Raw genomic sequence first — 14,670 nt, 5'->3', positions numbered from 1 at the left:
CCGGAACGGGGCGGGCGACGACGGAGGCGGTCAGCCGCCGACGTACGCCGCGAGGTGCTCGCCCGTGAGAGTGGAACGCGCCGCGACCAGGTCGGCGGGCGGGCCCTCGAAGACGACCCGGCCCCCGTCGTGACCGGCGCCCGGGCCGAGGTCGACGATCCAGTCCGCGTGCGCCATGACCGCCTGGTGGTGCTCGATGACGATGACCGACTTGCCGGAGTCGACGAGCCGGTCGAGCAGGCCGAGGAGTTGCTCGACGTCGGCGAGGTGCAGGCCGGCGGTCGGCTCGTCGAGGACGTAGACGCCGCCCTTCTCCGTCATGTGGGTGGCCAGTTTGACCCGCTGGCGTTCGCCGCCGGACAGGGTGGTGAGCGGCTGGCCGAGGGTGAGGTAGCCGAGGCCGACGTCGGCGAGCCGGTCGAGGATCCGGTGCGCCGCCGGGGTCTTCGCCTCGCCGGCCCCGAAGAACGCCTCCGCCTCGGTGACGGACATCGCGAGCACCTCGCTGATGTCGCGGCCGCCGAACGTGTACTCCAGGACGTCGGCCTGGAACCGCTTGCCCTCGCACTCCTCGCAGGTGGTCGCGACCCCGGCCATCATCGCCAGGTCGGTGAAGATGACGCCGGCCCCGTTGCAGGTGGGGCAGGCGCCCTCGGAGTTGGCGCTGAACAGTGCCGGCTTCACGTCGTTGGCCTTCGCGAACGCCTTGCGGATCGGGTCGAGCAGCCCGGTGTACGTCGCCGGGTTGCTGCGCCGCGAGCCCCTGATCGGGGCCTGGTCGACCGACACCACCCCGTCCCGGCCGGACACCGAGCCGTGGATCAGCGAGCTCTTCCCCGACCCCGCCACGCCGGTCACGACCACGAGCACGCCGAGCGGAATGTCGACGTCGACGTCGTGCAGGTTGTTCGCCGTCGCGCCCCGGATCTCCCACGTGCCGGTGGGCGTGCGGACCGTCGGTCTGAGGGCGGCCCGGTCGTCGAGGTGGCGACCGGTGAGGGTGCCGCTGGCCCGCAGTCCGGCGACACCGCCCTCGAACACCACCTCGCCGCCGGCCACGCCGGCACCGGGGCCGAGGTCGACGACGTGGTCGGCGATCGCGATGGTCTCCGGCTTGTGCTCCACGACGAGCACGGTGTTGCCCTTGTCGCGCAGCCGCAGCAGCAGGGTGTTCATCCGCTGGATGTCGTGCGGGTGCAGCCCGATCGTCGGCTCGTCGAAGACGTAGGTGACGTCGGTGAGCGCTGACCCGAGGTGCCGGATCATCTTGGTGCGCTGGGACTCGCCGCCCGACAACGTGCCCGACGGGCGGTCGAGCGAGAGGTAGCCCAGCCCGATCTCCACGAACGAGTCGAGGGTCGCCCCCAACGTCGCCAGCAGCGGGGCGACGGACGGCTCGTCCAGGCCGCGTACCCACTCCGCCAGGTCGCTGATCTGCATCGCGCAGGCGTCGGCGATGCTGATCCCGCCGATCTTCGACGACCGGGCGGCCTCGCTGAGCCGGGTGCCGCCGCAGTCGGGACACGCGGAGAACGTCATCGCCCGGTCCACGAACGCCCGGATGTGCGGCTGCAACGCCTCCCTGTCCTTGGAGAGCATCGACTTCTGGATCTTCGGGATCAGGCCCTCGTACGTCAGGTTGATGTTGTCGACCTTGATCTTGGTCGGCTCCTTGTGGAGGAGGTCGTGCAGCTCCTTCTTCGTGAACCCGCGGATCGGCTTGTCCGGGTCGAAGAAGCCGCAGCCGCTGAAGATGCGGCCGTACCAGCCGTCGACGCTGTAGCCGGGGATCGTGAGCGCGCCCTCGTTGAGCGACAGGCTGTCGTCGTACAGCGCTGTCAGGTCGAAGTCGGTGACCGTGCCCCGGCCCTCGCAGCGCGGACACATGCCGCCGGTGACGGTGAAGCTGCGCCGCTCCTTCACGGTCTGCCCGCCGCGTTCGAGCGTGATGGCGCCGGCCCCGCTGACCGAGGCGACGTTGAAGGAGAACGCCTGGGCCGAGCCGATGTGCGGCTGCCCGAGCCGGCTGAACAGGATCCGCAGCATCGCGTTGGCGTCGGTGGCGGTGCCGACCGTGGAGCGGGGGTCGACGCCCATCCGCTGCTGGTCGACGATGATCGCGGTCGTCAGTCCCTCGAGGACGTCGACCTCCGGGCGGGCCAGCGTCGGCATGAAGCCCTGCACGAAGGCGCTGTAGGTCTCGTTGATCATCCGCTGGGACTCCGCGGCGATCGTGCTGAACACCAGCGAACTCTTGCCGGAGCCGGAGACGCCGGTGAACACCGTCAGCCGGCGCTTGGGCAGCTCGACGCTGACGTCCTTGAGGTTGTTCACCCGCGCGCCCTGCACGCGGATCAGATCGTGGCTGTCGGCATGGTGCTGCGCCGGTGACTGTGAACCCGCCTTCGCGGCCTTGCTCATTCTGTCTCCATCTGTGGGGGGATTCAGGGGTCCTGGAGGAGGCCGAGGACGTTGCCGTCCGGATCCGTGAAGGTGGCCACGAGGCGGCCGCCGCCGACGTCGCGGGCGGCCTCCTTCACCGTGGCGCCAGCGGCGGTCACCTCGGCGAGTTTCGCCTCGATGTCCGGTACGTGCCAGTAGGCGACCGGCGAGGTCATGCCCTGCGGCCCGCCGGCCGGCACGAGCCCGATGTGCTGGCCCTCGACGTCGTAGCCGACGTAGTAGGGCCCGTCGGCCTGGGGCTCGACGCCGAGCAGGGCGGTGTACACCGCCTTGGCCGCCGCCAGGTCGGTCACCGGGTGCAGCACGGTCCTGATTCCCTGGGTGGAAGAACCGGTCATGGTCACTCCTCACATCGTGGGTCACCTCGACCCGGCGGGATGTGTCGATCTCAGCAGTCACTCTAGGTGACCCAGGTGACCGGCGCTTCTCGAATCCTGATCGGTCCGGCGTCCTGCTCCGCCACCCACCGGGAACCGCCCCCGGAACGTGGGGCCAGCGTCGCCCGGGGCCCCGGACTGCCGACAGGACAGGGTCGGGCCCCTCCGTAACCCTATGCGGATCTTGATTGTGCGGACCTGGCCCGGGCGGCCAGCCACAGGCGGTGGGCGAACAGGGCCGCGTAGGCGGCGAGGACACCGGTGAGGACCGCGACGTCGCGGCCGAAGCCGTCGCGGACCGCGATGTCGACGAGGACGCCGGCCAGCGCGGCTCCCACCACCAGCGACACGTGGTTGGAGGCCAGGAACACCACCGGCGTCATCCGGGCCGCCACGACCTCGCGCATGTCGCCCCGCAGCAGCCGGCGGACCAGCAGCACGGACAGCGGCGCGGTGCCGACCATCGCGAGCCAGACCAGCCACGGCACCCGACCGGCCATGGCCAGGGCCGTCAGCCCGGCGTACGCCACGACCTGCGCCCCGCAGATCACGGCCACCGACCGGTCGTGCCCGATGATGACGGGGATCGTCCGCTTGCCCACCGCGGCGTCGGACACCCGGTCGCCCAGGTTCATCACCATCATCCGCACCGCCTGCAGCAGGGCCGTCGGGGCGAGGATCGCCAGCAGGGTCCACGGCACGGCGCCGGCGATCAGGACAGCGGCCACCGATGGCCACAGTCCGTTGAGGATCACCGCGACCGTCGCCTCGCCCAGGGCCCGGTAGTTGAACCGCAGCGGCGGGGCGGTGTAGAACCAGGCCAGCGCCACAGTGGTCGCGCCAAGGACCCGGGCCTGCCAGGTCGGCATCGCCACCACGAGCCCGGCGGCCGCCGCGCACAGCAGGAACGACGCGCCCAACGAGGTCACCGGGTCCACCAGGCCGTCGACCAGGGCCCGGCTGCCGCCCGTCCACGGTGTGAAGTAGACGTTGGCCCGGTCGGCCTCCAGGTCGAAGTACTCGTTGCAGTAGTGCGTCATCAGGTGCACCAGCCAGGCGAAGACCTGGGCGACCGCGTACCACCGCAGGTCCAGGCGGTGGCCGGCGCCCACGGCGACCGCGGCGCCCAGGCCGACCGGGAGCACGTTGTAGAGCAGGAACTTGAGTCGGGCGAGCCGGACGAACCCGCGCACCCGGTCCGCGCGCGTGACGACACTGTCGGACATGGACGGTCCCTTTCCCCGTAGCTGGCCGAAAGGGTAGCTCTCCGGATCAAGGGCCCGACGGGTACGCCGGGCCCGACGGCGCCAGACCCGGGAAAGTGCCCCGTCCTCCCCGAAGCCGGCGCCTATGCTTCCTGGGGAGTCGTCGAGCGAGCGGGGGAGTACCAGTGGCCGACTACGAGATCGTTCCCGAGGACTGGGGCCGGGCGCTCGCCGTCGTGGCGCACCCCGATGACCTGGAGTACGGCGCGTCCGGGGCCGTCGCCCGCTGGACCGCCCAGGGCAAGTGGGTCGGCTACGTCATGGCCAGCCGGGGCGAGGCCGGGATCGCCGGGCTGCCCCCGGCGGAGTGCGCGCCGCTGCGCACCACCGAGCAGGTCGCCTCCGCGCGCCTCGTCGGCGTGGACACCGTCGAGTTCCTGGACCACCCCGACGGCGTCATCGAGTACGGGGTGCCGCTGCGCCGCGACATCACGGCGGCGATCCGCCGGCACCGGCCGGACGTGCTGATCACGTTGAACCACCGCACGACCTGGCCGTTCGGGAACCGCAACACGCCCGACCACCGCAACGTCGGCGAGGCCGTGCTGGACGCCGTCGGCGACGCCGGCAACGAGTGGATCTTCCCGGAGGCCGGCCCCGCGTGGGGCGGGGTGCGGATGGTCCTGGTCAGCGGCTCGCCGGAGGCCGGGCACGCCGTGGACATCGGCGCGACCCTGGACGTGTCGGTGGCGTCGCTGCGGGCGCACGACGCGTACCTGCGCGGGCTCGGGGACTCGCCGTTGGGGGACGCCGACGGATTCCTGCGCGGGATGGCGGCGCGGACGGCGGAGCGGTTCGGCGGCGTGCCGGCGTGCCCGTTCGAGCTGATCGCGTTCTAGCCGGCGCGGCCGGTGCCGCTGATCGCGCGTGATCTGCCTGCGCCCGGGCAGCGGTGGCCGCCCGGGCGCGGGAAGACCCGGGTCGTCGCGGGAGAGGTCGGGCGTGGGCTCAGGGGGCCGGGCGCCAGGTAGCCAGGTCCGCCGGCAGCGCGGCGCTCGCCGCAGCCCACACCACCGGGAACCACCGCGACAGCGCGTCCGCGCCGAGCGCCTCCAGCTCCGGGCGGGTCACGAACCGCACCTCCGACACCTCCGCCGGGTCCGGTCGGCACGCGCCGGTCAGCCGCCCGACGAACAGGTGGTTGTACTCCCGCTCGGTCATCGCGTCGGCCAGCTCCAGGTGGTAGGTCACCGTGCCGGCCGGGGTCAGCTCCGGCGGCTCGACCCCCAGCTCCTCGACCGTGCGCCGGGCGGCGGACACCGCGGGGTCCTCGCCGACGAGCGGGTGCCCGCAGCACGCGTTGGAGAGCACCCCCGGAGAGTGGTACTTGCCGTCCGCGCGGCGTTGCAGCAGCATCCGCCCCTCGGCGTCGAACAGGAAGACGGAGAACGCGCGGTGCAGCCGCCCCGGGGCGACGTGCGCGGCGAGCTTCTCCGCCTCGCCCGTGGGGGTGCCGGCCTCGTCGACGAGCTCGACCATGATCATGTAGGGCGTCTCCTCGGGTCTCGGTTGCGCCCAAAGGCTATCCTTCCGGACCAGATCGACCCGCCTAGGGCGGGGTGAAAAATATCCGACACCCGGGCAACCGATCGGGTAACCGTCCGGCACCTACACCGGTGGGGGAGGTGAGGGCGCTGGCGGACAGCGACGGACTGGAAGGCTTCACCGCGTACTTCACGGCGCGCCGCGACGTCGTGCGCCGCACGGCCTACGTGCTGTGCGGCGACTGGCACCGGGCGGACGACCTGGCCCAGGCGGCGTTCGTGCGGCTGGCGGCCGGCTGGCACACGGTGCGCGACCGGCAGGCGCTGGACGCGTTCGTGCGCACCTGCCTGGTGCGGGCGTACATCGCGGACACCGGTCGGGCCTGGCGAAGGCGGGAACTGACGGCCGCCGCGCCGCCCGAGCCCCCGCCGGTGGACGACGGCGGGGACGCCGTGGCCACCCGGGTGGCCGTGGTGGAAGCATTACGCAGCGTGCCCAGAAGGCAGCGCGCCGTCCTGGTCTGCCGGTACTACGAGGGCCTCGACGTCGCCGAGACGGCCGAGGTGCTCCGGGTCTCGCAGGGCACGGTGAAGTCGCAGACCGCCAAGGGGCTCGCCGCGCTGCGGGTCGCCCTCGGCGGCGTCCGTGACCTGGTGGACACCCGACCGACGTGGGAGGCGATCTGATGGACGTGGAGAGGCTGCTCAACGAGGTCGGCTCGACCCCCGCGCCGCCGTCCCGGCTGGACGCCGCAGCGCTGTACGCCGCCGGCCGGCGACACGCCCGCCGACGCCTCGGCCTGCGTGCCCTGCTTGCCGGGCTCGCCGCCACGGTGGCCGTCGGCGGGGCCGGCGCCACGGCGTACGCCCTGAGCGGCGGGTTCGCCCCCGACCCGCCGCCGCCCAGCCCGGCGATCGCCGCCCCGTGGTCCAGCGTGCCGCGGACCAGCGCGCCGCCCACCGCCCGCCCGACCGGCCCCACGGCCTCGAAGCCGGCCCCGTCGCGGTCGCCCAGCGCGCGCGCCTGGGACTGTGCCGCGGCCGGAACGGCGGTGACGGCGTTCCTCGCCCAGCAGGGCGGTGCGGACGCCGTGGTCACGTGTGCCGGCGGAACCCTGAAGGTGCTGGTCACGACGGGGCGCAGCGGACCGACGAAGGTGACGACGACGGTCGAGGTGAGCCGGGGCGCGGCGGGCTCGGTGTGCGCGCCCGGCCAGTCAGTGCGCTGCGAGGACACCCCGCTCGGCCCGCTCGGGGTGTGGGGCGTGGCGATGTCCGAGGTACGGCTGGGCCGGGCGGACGGCACGATCATCTCCGTGTCCACCCAGGTCGAGGGGTTGTGGAGCGGGCCGGTGCCGATGTCGTCCCCGGAGCAGTTGCGGGGCGTCGCGCTGGCCCTGGCGGGCAAGGTCTGATCCCCGGAGCCGGAGCCGGAGCCGGAGCCCGGGCCGCCCGGAAAGTGCTGGTAACGACGATGTTGTGAGGAAGTTGCGGCCGGTATCCAAAAAAGTCTGGAAATATCGCGACGCCGGGCAACCCCTGACGCGGTCACCTCGCACCTATGTGGTGAAAGGGTCGACACGTAGACGAAGGGAACGCTGTGAACAACGACAAGGTCGCAGGTCGGGGCTGGCTGACGCGCGGGGTCCTCATGGGAGCCGTGGCTGTGGCGCTGGCCGGTGGGGTCGCCGTGACCGCGCACGCCATGGACATCGTGCCCACCTCCGCCAAGGTCCCGGTCCCCACCGCGCTGCCGAGCACCCCGGACCTGCCCCTCCCCACCGCCCTCCCCACCGCCCTGCCGACGGTGCTGCCCACGGCCGTCCCGACCGGTGTCCCGCCGCTGCCGACCGGCCTGCCGAAGACCTGGAACTGCGGGGCCGCGGCGGAGAAGGCCACAGCGGCGCTCAAGGACCGGTTCCCCGGCGCCCAGGTCACGGCCGCCTGCGACGCCGACAAGCTCACCGTGACCGGGGTGCTCGCCAAGGCCGGCTCCGCCGAGGCGACCGTCACCGTGGTGGCTTCCCCGGGCGCGCCGGACGTGAACACCGTGCCCACCGAGGCGGGGGGCGTCGTGCGCCTCGTCCGGGCGGACGGGGTGGCGTTCTCGGCGAGCGCGAAGCTCCGTGGTGTCCCGGTCGTCGAGGGCCTGCCGAACACGGTGCCGAACGGTCTGCCCCTCCCAGGCGCCGACCAGCTCACGCCGCTCCTGACGGCCCTGGCCGCCGGGCTGTAGCAACCCCGGGACCGCCCGGCAGTAGGACCCCGGGCCTCGCCGGGCTGTAGGACCCAGGCCCGCCTGGCTGTATCACCCCGGGCCGCCGTGCGGCCCCGCTGGACAGGAACGGGTTCCTGGCCTCCCACCGAAGGACCCGTTCCACGCGCCACGGCCCGCCGCCTCCTCAGCTGGCGGGCCGTGGTCCGTCGACCCACGCACCACGGCCCGTCCCCTCAGCCGTGCCGCGGTGCGTGGGAGCTCAACGGGCGCCCGCTCGGACGCCGGTGGGGCGATCGCGCTGGCCCCGGCCACGCGCTCCACGGTAACTCGCTTTGTCCAGTCGACGCCCCGCAGCACAATCGACCGGTGACCACCGGAGTTGATCTCGCCGACGCCTTCCATCGCGACATCGTGGGCCCCCTGATCGCGACCGCCCACCCGGGCCTGCGGTACGCCGCCGGCCGGCTCGGTTCCGGCTCCGACGTGCTCGGATTCGACGACGCGCGCAGCCGCGACCACGACTGGGGCTGCCGGCTGACCGTCCTCGTGGACGGGGCTGACCGGGCGGCGGTGGGCCCCGTGCACGCGATGCTCACCAGGGAGCTGCCCGAGACGTACCAGGGCCGGCCTGTCAGGTTTCCGACCACGTGGTCGCCGGAGCCGACGCACGAGGTCGAGGTCGCCACGGTCGGGGACTTCGCGACCAGCCGGCTCGGGGTCGACCCGGTGCCGGGCCTGAGCACGACCGACTGGCTGCTCGTCACCGGCCAGGGCGTCCTGGAGGTCACCGGCGGGGCGGTGTTCGCCGACACGACGACGGAGTTGGGGCCGGTGCGCTCCGCGCTCGCCTGGTATCCGCCGGAGGTCGACCGGTACGTCGTCGCCGCCGGTTGGGGCCGGCTCGGCCAGCGGCTGCCGTTCGTCGGCCGGACGGCGCAGACCGGCCAGGAGCGGCAGTCCCGGCTGCTGGCCGCGGAGCTGGTCGCCGACCTCACCCAGTTGGCGTTCCTGCTGGCCCGGCGGTGGGCGCCGTATGAGAAGTGGACGCAACGCGCCCTACCCTGGGCGGACGAGCTCGCCGGCCCGCTGGACCGGGCCCTCGACGCCGGAGACTGGCACGGCAGGGAGGACGGCCTGGTCGCCGCCGTCGAGCTGCTCCTCGACAAGCAGCGGGCCCGCGGACTGCCCACCCCGGAGGTGGGCGTGTCGACGTTCTGGGACCGGCCGTACCGGATGATCGACCCGGCCGTGACCGCCGACCTCCTCGCCGGGCTCACCGACCCGGTGCTGTCGGTCCTGCCCACCGGGCTCGGCGCGATCGGCCAGTGGGTCGACAATGTGGACGTACTCGCCCATCCTGCCCGACGCGCCACCCTCGCCGCGACCTACCGGTCCTTGGGTGACGCCCGTCTCACCGGTAACCCATAGTCACCGTCCACCGGGGACGGTTAGGATTCCCCAGTTTTCTGGGGACATTTCGGGGGCAAGAGTGAAGGCGATGCGCGACAAGCGCGGGCCGGAGGAAGCCGTCTTCGTCGACCGCCGGGGCGTCCGCCGCCGGCTGGTCACGGGTGCCGGGGTGCTGGTGACGTTGGTGTTCCTCGGTTGGCTGGCCCTCGTGGGCGCCGGCCTCGCCGTTGTCTAGCCGCGAGCAACCCCGGGCCCACTGGATCCTCCTCCTGCTCGGCGGGGCGGTGGTGATGTCCGCGCTGGTCGTGGCCGGGTTGACCGGGTCGATCGGGGTGGGCACGCAGCGGCCCGGGCAGTTCGGGATCGGCGGGCAGGGCCAGGTCGTGCGCGGGCCGGTGCTCGACGGCGCGGGCCCCGGCCGGGGCCTGCCGGACCGGACGGTCGCGCTGACCTTCGAGGACGGACCGGACCCGGAGTGGACGCCCCGGATCCTCGACGCGCTGGCCCGCCACCACGCGCACGCCACGTTCTTCGTGGTCGGCGCGCGGGTCGACGAGCACCCGGAGCTCGTCCGCCGGATCCTCGCCGAGGGCCACGAACTGGGCCTGCACGGGTTCACCCACCGTGACCTCACGGCGCTGCCCGAGTGGCAGGTCCGCCGCGAACTGGACCTGACCCGCGACGCGGTGGCCCGGGCCACCGGCCGCGACATCCGGCTGTTCCGGCCCGCCTACTCGTCCACCCCGGCGCAGGTCGACGCTCGGACCATGGCCCTGATCGCCGCCGCGGGCCGGTGGGGCTACCGCACCGTGCTCAGCGACCTCGACACCCGCGACTGGCAGCAGCCGGGCGTGCCGGCGATCGCCGTGGCCGGCGCGCCCCTGGGCGACAACGGCGCCATCGTCGGCCTGCACGACGGCGGCGGGGACCGGAGTCAGACCCTCAGGGCGCTGGACACCCTGCTGCCCACGCTGCACCGGCGCGAGCTGCGGGTGGTGACCGTCTCCGAGGGGCTGGGCGAGCCGATCCCCGTGCGCGAGGCGGGGAGCGGGGCGCGGGCCAGGGGAGCGGCGCTGGCCGTGGTCCAGTCCGGCTCGACCCTGGTGGCGGACCTGCTCTTCGTCCTGCTCGTCACGGCCACCGTCCTGGCGCTGACCCGGATGGCGATCCAGGCGGCGTGCGCCTGGCAGCACTCCCGCCGGCGGCGCAAGGCGATCGAGGACGTCGGCCACACCCCGGCCGTGTCGGTGATCGTGCCAGCGCACAACGAGGCCGCCAACATCGCCGCGGTGATCGAGTCCCTGGTCGCGACGGCGTACCCGGACCTGGAGGTCATCGTCGTCGACGACGGCTCCACGGACGACACCGCCGACATCGTCGAGCGGCTCGGGCTGCCGGGCGTGCGGGTGATCCGGCAGGCCAACGCCGGCAAGGCGTCGGCGTTGCAGGCCGGCATCGACGCCGCCCGGCACGACCTGGTCGTCCTCGTCGACGGGGACACCATCCTCGAACCGGAGACCCTGCACCTGATGGTCCGGCCGTTCCGGGACACCATGGTCGGCGCGGTGGCCGGCAACGCGAAGGTCGCCAACCGGGGCGGGCTGCTCGGTCGGTGGCAGCACCTGGAGTACGTGATCGCGTTCAACCTGGACCGCCGGGTGTTCGAGGTCGCCTCATGCATGCCCACGGTTCCCGGCGCCCTGGGCGCGTTCCGCCGGACGGCCCTGACCGCCGCCGGTGGGCTCAGCGTCGCGACCCTGGCCGAGGACACCGATCTGACGATGGCCGTGTGCCGGGCCGGGTGGAAGGTCGTCTACGAGGACGCGGCCTGCGCCTGGACCGAGGCCCCGAGCAGCTGGCAGAGCCTGTGGCGGCAACGGTACCGCTGGTGCTACGGCACGATGCAGGCGATGTGGAAGCACCGGGCGGCGTTCCGCGAGTCCGGGGCTGCCGGCAAGCTGGGCCGCCGGGGCCTGAGCTACCTGCTGCTGTTCCAGATCGCGCAGCCGATCCTCGCGCCCCTGGTCGACGTGTACCTGCTCTACACCCTGCTGTTCCAGCCGGTCACCTGGACGGTGGTGCTGTGGGCCACCCTGCACGCCGCCCAGTTCGCCGTCGCGGCGTACGCGTTCCGGCTCGACCGCGAGGACGCCGGCCCACTGTGGACCCTGCTCCTGCAACAGGTCGTGTACCGCCAGCTCATCTACCTCGTCGTCATCCAGTCGGCGATCACGGCGCTCGTCGGGGCGACCCTGCGCTGGCACCAGCCGGCCCGGGCCGGGCACGCGGCGGCGTTGACCACGGTGCGTACCCAGATGATCGCGCAGCGGGCCCGGCGCGACCGGCGCAAGGGACCGCTGTGGGCCCGGCTGTGCGTGTGGGGTGGGGTCGTGCTGATGGGGGTCAGCGGGTCGGGCCTGATCGCCGGCCAGGTGCTGGCTCAGCGGTACGAGGACGCGATCGGGCACGCCGACCTCCTCGGGGCCACCGCCACCTGGCACGGGGCGCCCGCCGGGACGTGGGAACTGCGCGGGCCGTTGAACATCCTGTTGGTGGGGGTCGACTGGCGCAAGGGTCAGGGCGGGCTGATCCGGGCCGACACGGTCATGGTCCTGCACGTGCCGGCCACGATGGACCGCGCGTACGTCGTCTCCCTGCCCCGCGACACGCTCGTGGACATCCCGGCCACCCCGGGTTTCCCCGGCGGGCGCGACCGGCTCAACGCGGCGTTCGCCTACGGCGCGGGCGCCGAGCAGGACCGCGCGCGGGGCGGCCGGCTGCTCGCCGAGACGGTCCGCGACCTCACCGGGGTGGCCGGCTTCGACGGCGCGGCCCTCGTCGACTTCTACGGCTTCATGGAGGTCGTCAGGGTGATGGGCGGCGTCGACCTGTGCGTGGACGTCGACACCACCTCCATCGCCACCGGCGTCGTGTACCGCAAGGGCTGCGGCCGGATGGACGCCCCCTCGGCCCTCGACTACGTCCGGCAGCGCAAGACCATCGCCACCGGGGACTACGCCCGCCAGCGCCACCAGCAGCAGTTCGTCAAGGCGCTGGTCACCGAGGCGCGCCGCCAGGACCTGGTCCGCGACCCGGTGAAGCTCGACCGGGTGGTGCGCGCCGCCGGCAACTCGTTGACCGTGACCACCGGTCCGGTGGGGCTGCCGGAGATGCTGTTCACCCTGGGCCGGATCCCGGCCGAGCGGATCACGCTGGTGCGCACGTCGGGGAGGTCGGTGAACGACGCCCGGGGCCAGTACCTCGGCGAGGCGCTGGACCCGGTGTCGGGGGCGATGTTCCAGGCGGTCCGGGAGGACGGGCTGGAGGCCTTCCTCGCCGGCCATCCCGGGCTGGTGCAACGCGACGGCTAGGACGCGCGGCGGCGCCACCACGGGTCACCGGGCTGGGCGAGGTACTGCCTGTACACGTGGTCCCAGGGGATCACCGCCAGGATGATGACGACATACAGGCAGTCGCTGGCCACGTCGGCGGTGTCCCCTGCCAGCCGTCCGTCGGTCCACAGCGGAATGGCGACCAGGCCGAGCCAGAGCACCTTCCAGATCGACTCGAACAGCAGCAGGGGCAGCAGCTGTCGCGGGTACCGCAGCCCGAAGAACGCCAGGATCGACATCGCCACCAGGATGCAGTTGACCACGCCCCCGAACAGGGTCCAGCGCTCGGCGTGCAGCAGCGCGGGCCACTTCACGATCGCGAGCCCGACGCTCATCAGCAGGTACCCGATCCGCATGATGTTGAGCCGCAGCACCGACAGCGTGGGCGCCGGCGGGGCCGGGCGGACGGGGGTGGTCGTCGCGGTCGTCATTACTCGATCTCCTTGAGGGTCTTCTCGATGGTGCCCAGGCGGGCGGCGATGTCGTCGAGGCTCGCCTGCACGGCGGCGACGTCGAGGCTGGCGGCCTGGGCGGCTCTCGCGCTACTGGTGACCGCGCGGTACCGCATCGCGAAGATCGCCAGGATCGTGCCGAGGAACAGGCCGATGGTCGCGAAGTACACGGGTGCTGACATGGTGGTCCCTCACTTCTCGGTCGTGATGGTGCTGGCCGCCTCGGCGATGACGGCGGGGTCGAGATGCAGGGCGAACGCGCTGACCTCGAAGTAGTTGCGGGCCTTGCCGTCGGCGGTCAGCTCCAGCTCGCTGACGACCAGCCCCGCGTCGCGCAGCTTCTTCAGGTGCAGGTGCAGGAGCGGGCGGCCGATGCCGAGCTCCCTGGCGAGCTCGCTGACGTAGCTGCGTCCACCGGTGGCCAGTGCCCCGATGATGCGCAGCCGGTGCGGATTGGCCAGCGCCGCCAGGGTCGCCAGCAGCCGGTCGCCCTGACCCACAGGCGCATCCCCGTCTGTCATGTGTCAACTATTGCTGACAGGTGTCAGAACGTCAAGCCCTATTCGGGGGTACCTGGTGTTCGTCGCGCGGGTGGGGGGTCGCGTCGCAGGCCGGCGTTCGGGGCCGGAGCCGGGCCCACGGCGCCGGGCGGACGCGAAAGCCCCGGTGCCGGAGTGGTCACGGCCCGGGGCGGGGATGGTCAGCGCGGGCCGGCCCGCGAGGGGCCGGCCGGGAGTCGTCTAGGAGGTCGCCGCGCGGGCCTCCTCCTCTTCGACCTGCTTGTTCCACTCCGACTTCGACGACTGCCAGCCGTCCTCGTCGGCGCCCCGCCGCCAGTACCCGGAGATGGACTGGCCCGCGCGGGGCACGCCGCGCTCGATGAACAGCTCGCGGCGCATGTCCTTCACGAACGTCGCCTCGCCGTGCACGAACGCGTGCACCCGCCCGGCGGGGAACTCACATGCCCGCACGGCCTCGACCAGCGCCTCGCCGATGGCCCGGTCGCCCCGGTGCACCCAGCGGATCTCCGCCGCGCCGTAGGTGTCGAGCTTCTGCTCCTCCTCGGCGTCGGCGACCTCGACGAACACGTGCGCCGGGGCGCCGGCGGGCAGCCGCTCCACGCCGGCGGCGATGGCCGGCAGGGCGCTCTCGTCGCCGACCAGCAGGTGCCAGTCCGCCGTCGGGTCCGGGGTGTAGCCGCCGCCGGGACCGGAGAAGTACAGCACGTCCCCGGGCACCGCGCGGGCCGCCCACGGGCCGGCCAGGCCCTCGTCGCCGTGGTGCACGAAGTCGATCACGAGCTCCAGCGCCGTCGGATTCCAACTACGCACCGTGTACGTCCGGGTGCGCGGCCACTCCTCGCGCGGCTGGTCGCGCCGGATCGCCTCCAGGTCGAACGGTTCCGGCAGCGCTCCGCCGTCCGCCGCGAAGAGGATCTTCACGTAGTGGTCCGTGTACGCCCCGGCCCCGAAGTCCGCGAGGCCCTCGCCGCCGAGCGTCACCCGGATCATGTGCGGGGTGATCCGCTCGGTGCGCAGCACGGTCGCGCGCCTGGGCTGTGGTCTTGTGCGTTCTGCCATGCGTGTGCGCCCCCTGAGTCTGCGATATC

Annotated in this window: 15 protein-coding genes; 7 read left to right on the top strand and 8 right to left on the bottom strand. The window is 73.1% G+C overall.

Translation table 11 applies throughout. The annotated features are described in order from the left end of the window. Window positions 1–30 precede the first annotated feature (30 nt). The 3 genes from IW245_RS17140 to IW245_RS17130 all read right to left on the bottom strand — a co-directional run bounded on the left by IW245_RS17140 (window position 31) and on the right by IW245_RS17130 (window position 4,066). Window positions 31–2,421 (bottom strand): ATP-binding cassette domain-containing protein, encoded by a 2,391-nt coding sequence (locus IW245_RS17140; protein WP_197004178.1) that lies wholly within the window; start codon window positions 2,419–2,421, stop codon window positions 31–33. Window positions 2,422–2,444: 23 nt separating this feature from the next. Continuing rightward, window positions 2,445–2,801: a VOC family protein gene (locus IW245_RS17135; RefSeq protein WP_197004177.1), complete on the bottom strand. Its 357-nt coding sequence runs from the start codon at window positions 2,799–2,801 to the stop codon at window positions 2,445–2,447. A 212-nt stretch (window positions 2,802–3,013) separates the two neighbouring features. After that, on the bottom strand, window positions 3,014–4,066 hold the full coding sequence (locus IW245_RS17130) for a prenyltransferase (RefSeq protein ID WP_197004176.1): 1,053 nt from the start codon (window positions 4,064–4,066) through the stop codon (window positions 3,014–3,016). 164 nt (window positions 4,067–4,230) lie between these two features. Between IW245_RS17130 and IW245_RS17125 the strand changes: the two genes are divergently transcribed. After that, complete coding sequence (locus tag IW245_RS17125) at window positions 4,231–4,944, top strand: PIG-L deacetylase family protein (protein ID WP_197004175.1); 714 nt, start codon at window positions 4,231–4,233, stop codon at window positions 4,942–4,944. 109 nt (window positions 4,945–5,053) lie between these two features. On the opposite strand, the gene idi is transcribed toward IW245_RS17125, so the two are convergent. Further along, window positions 5,054–5,590, bottom strand: coding sequence for an isopentenyl-diphosphate Delta-isomerase (gene idi / locus IW245_RS17120; RefSeq protein ID WP_197004174.1), 537 nt, complete (start codon window positions 5,588–5,590; stop codon window positions 5,054–5,056). Window positions 5,591–5,730: 140 nt separating this feature from the next. Between idi and IW245_RS17115 the strand changes: the two genes are divergently transcribed. The 6 genes from IW245_RS17115 to IW245_RS17090 all read left to right on the top strand — a co-directional run bounded on the left by IW245_RS17115 (window position 5,731) and on the right by IW245_RS17090 (window position 12,588). Then, window positions 5,731–6,276, top strand: a complete 546-nt coding sequence (locus IW245_RS17115) for a SigE family RNA polymerase sigma factor (protein WP_197004173.1) — start codon at window positions 5,731–5,733, stop codon at window positions 6,274–6,276. Then, a complete protein-coding gene (locus IW245_RS17110; protein WP_197004172.1) occupies window positions 6,276–7,004 on the top strand; it encodes a hypothetical protein in 729 nt (242 codons plus the stop codon). Before IW245_RS17115 ends, IW245_RS17110 begins: the two co-directional genes overlap by 1 nt. A 185-nt stretch (window positions 7,005–7,189) precedes the next feature. Next, window positions 7,190–7,825, top strand: a complete 636-nt coding sequence (locus IW245_RS17105) for a hypothetical protein (RefSeq protein WP_197004171.1) — start codon at window positions 7,190–7,192, stop codon at window positions 7,823–7,825. Window positions 7,826–8,173: 348 nt separating this feature from the next. Then, window positions 8,174–9,235, top strand: coding sequence for a DUF4037 domain-containing protein (locus IW245_RS17100; RefSeq protein ID WP_197004170.1), 1,062 nt, complete (start codon window positions 8,174–8,176; stop codon window positions 9,233–9,235). A 70-nt stretch (window positions 9,236–9,305) separates the two neighbouring features. Continuing rightward, window positions 9,306–9,452: a hypothetical protein gene (locus IW245_RS17095; protein WP_197004169.1), complete on the top strand. Its 147-nt coding sequence runs from the start codon at window positions 9,306–9,308 to the stop codon at window positions 9,450–9,452. Then, the gene (locus IW245_RS17090; RefSeq protein WP_197004168.1) at window positions 9,445–12,588 is read left to right on the top strand and encodes a glycosyltransferase; all 3,144 of its coding nucleotides are present in this window, start codon (window positions 9,445–9,447) and stop codon (window positions 12,586–12,588) included. The genes IW245_RS17095 and IW245_RS17090 overlap by 8 nt, the downstream gene beginning before the upstream one ends. Here the strand turns inward: IW245_RS17090 and IW245_RS17085 are convergent. The 4 genes from IW245_RS17085 to IW245_RS17070 form a co-directional block, all read right to left on the bottom strand. Then, window positions 12,585–13,040 (bottom strand): hypothetical protein, encoded by a 456-nt coding sequence (locus tag IW245_RS17085; RefSeq protein WP_197004167.1) that lies wholly within the window; start codon window positions 13,038–13,040, stop codon window positions 12,585–12,587. The two genes, IW245_RS17090 and IW245_RS17085, sit on opposite strands and share 4 nt — an antisense overlap. Continuing rightward, a complete protein-coding gene (locus IW245_RS17080) occupies window positions 13,040–13,243 on the bottom strand; it encodes a hypothetical protein (RefSeq protein ID WP_197004166.1) in 204 nt (67 codons plus the stop codon). Before IW245_RS17080 ends, IW245_RS17085 begins: the two co-directional genes overlap by 1 nt. A gap of 9 nt (window positions 13,244–13,252) precedes the next feature. After that, a complete protein-coding gene (locus IW245_RS17075; RefSeq protein ID WP_197004165.1) occupies window positions 13,253–13,582 on the bottom strand; it encodes an ArsR/SmtB family transcription factor in 330 nt (109 codons plus the stop codon). 219 nt (window positions 13,583–13,801) lie between these two features. After that, window positions 13,802–14,641: a siderophore-interacting protein gene (locus IW245_RS17070; RefSeq protein ID WP_197004164.1), complete on the bottom strand. Its 840-nt coding sequence runs from the start codon at window positions 14,639–14,641 to the stop codon at window positions 13,802–13,804. Between the last annotated feature and the right edge of the window lie 29 nt (window positions 14,642–14,670).

This window comes from Longispora fulva (assembly GCF_015751905.1).
In the GTDB taxonomy this organism is placed as follows: Bacteria; Actinomycetota; Actinomycetes; order Mycobacteriales; family Micromonosporaceae; genus Longispora; species Longispora fulva.
This window is presented reverse-complemented; position numbering and strand designations above follow the sequence as displayed.